Genomic DNA, 2,115 nt, shown 5'->3' with positions numbered 1-2,115 from the left:
GTGCGACGGCCGGCCCGCGCCGTCGAGCAGCGCCACGTGCGAGTCGGACGGCGCCGCGACGTCCGCGGGCGCGAGCTGCGGCGAGACCACGTTGGCGTAACCGACGCGGCGGTAGAAGGGGTCGTCGGCGTGCGCCTGCGCCCTCGGCTCCAGCAGCCGGTCCGAGCCGTGGTTGAGCACCCGCACGATCCCGTCCGACGGCGTCCCCACGACCAGCCATCCCGGCTCGCGCAGCCGCACCACGTTCTCCTGGCGCCAGGGCGCGGGCACGTCGTCCGGCGCCGTCCACACCGGGTGGTCCGGGGGCAGCAGCAGGCCCGCGAACCCCTTGCTCGCCCAGTACGGCGACGCCCCGCCCGAGTAGAGCTGCCGCAGCCGGTCGAACCGGCCGTGCCACCCGATCGGCAGCAGGCCGCGCTCGTCCACGGCACCGTGCTCGAAGAAGTGCTCCGCCACCGCCGACGTCAGCGCGCCCGTCGCGCCGGGCGACAGCGGCGTGGCCCCCGCCAGCGTCCCGGCCCAGAACGGGGCCAGCACAGCGAACCGGTAGGTGACCGACCTGCCCTGCAGCAGCGGGGCACCGTTCGGCCCGACCAGGTGCTGCGCCTGCTCCAGGTAGGCCAGCAGCCGCTCCGCGTGCCGCTCGGCCAGGGGCCGTCCCTCGATCCGCGCGTGCAGCACCGGGTACAGGTGCCACGCCCACCCGGCGTACCAGTCGAACGTCTGGAGCCGCCCGTCGTGGCCTCGCCCGTCCGAGTACCAGCCGTCGCCCACGTACAGACCCTCGGCCAGCTCCTCGTTGCGGTCCAGGTCGGCCTGGTCCCACGGCCCGCCCACCGATGCCAGGAACGCCTCGATCACGTTCTGGAACCAGACCCAGTTGTTGCGGTACCCGCTGGTGCCGACCACCCCTGCGAGCCACGCGACCACGCGCTCGCGGACGTCGTGGTCCAGCCGGTCCCACAGCCAGGGCCGCGTCTCGGCCAGCCCCACCGCGACCGACGCCGCCTCCACGACGGCCTGCCGGCGCTCGTCGATGCGCGGCCAGCGCTCGGGGCTCGTGGGGTCGGTGCCGTTCCGCAGACCCTCGGCGTACCGCTCCAGCAGCCCGTCGGGGTCGCCACCACCCTGCCCGCGTACCCGGAAGGCCGCCAGGAGAAAGGTCCGGGCGAAGCCCTCCAGCCCGTCGCTCCAGGCGCCCGAGGCGCTGACCGGGCCGGGCAGCGGCAGCAGGGCGCGGCCGGGGGAGGCGTACGGCTCGGTGGCGCGCAGCAGGTCGTCGGCGGTCGCCAGCCAGCGGTCGCGGCTCCAGCGCGGGGTGGTCTCGGGCAGTGTTCCGGCAGTGGGTGCGGTCGTCACGCGCGCATCCTCACCCGCCGCACCGCCCGGATCTGTCCGACCGGACAATTCCGGTCATCGGCTGGCTACAGTGTGGTCCGGCGTCGACGGGGACGTCGGCGGACCACGAGGAGAGAGACATGCACCTGCCGAGGAGCCGGCACGAGTACCTCCTCCGCGAGGTCGAGCTGCGGGGGAGCGTGCGCTCGGCCGAGGTCGCGGCGCGGCTGGAGGTCTCCGAGGTGACCATCCGCCGCGACATCCGGGAGCTGGAGCGCGCGGGCAAGCTCGGGCGCGTGCACGGCGGGGCCATCGCGCTGCGCGCCGACCGGGGTCCGCAGGCCGCCCAGGCGCTGGTGGGCGTGGTGGTGCCGAGCGCCGTCGCGCACTTCCTGGACACGGTCCGGGGCATGGAGGCGCTGGCGCCGTCCCTGCGCGTGCGGCTGGTGCTCGGCGTCTCGCACTACCGGTCCGAGCTGGAGGTGCAGCAGGTCGAGCGGCTCCTCGCGCTGGGGGCCACAGGTCTGGTGCTCGCCCCCACCACGCGCGACCGCAGCCCGGAGGACCTCGCCGCGTGGCTCGGCTCGATCCCCGTGCCGCTGGTGCTCGTCGAGCGGCGGATCGACGCGCTGACCAGCCTCAGCGAGCTCGACGTGGCCCGCACCGACCACGCGCACGGCGCCGTGCTCGCCGTCGAGCACCTGGCCCGGCTGGGGCACCGCCGCGTGGGGCTCGGCGTCTACGACCGGACCCCCACCGCGCCCCGCGTGCGGGAGG

General features: G+C 75.7%; 2 protein-coding genes. One reads left to right on the top strand and one right to left on the bottom strand.

Translation table 11 applies throughout. The features are described from left to right. Positions 1-1,359: DUF2264 domain-containing protein (locus PROKR_RS22180; RefSeq protein ID WP_051433242.1), on the bottom strand; the 1,359-nt coding region annotated here is incomplete at its 3' end. 119 nt (positions 1,360-1,478) lie between these two features. On the opposite strand from PROKR_RS22180, the gene PROKR_RS22175 reads away from it, so the two are divergent. After that, positions 1,479-2,115, top strand: a 637-nt coding sequence (locus PROKR_RS22175) for a DeoR family transcriptional regulator (protein ID WP_157602471.1), incomplete at its 3' end; no start/stop codon positions are given.

This window comes from Promicromonospora kroppenstedtii DSM 19349 (assembly GCF_000515355.1).
GTDB lineage: Bacteria > Actinomycetota > Actinomycetes > Actinomycetales > Cellulomonadaceae > Promicromonospora > Promicromonospora kroppenstedtii.
This window is presented reverse-complemented; position numbering and strand designations above follow the sequence as displayed.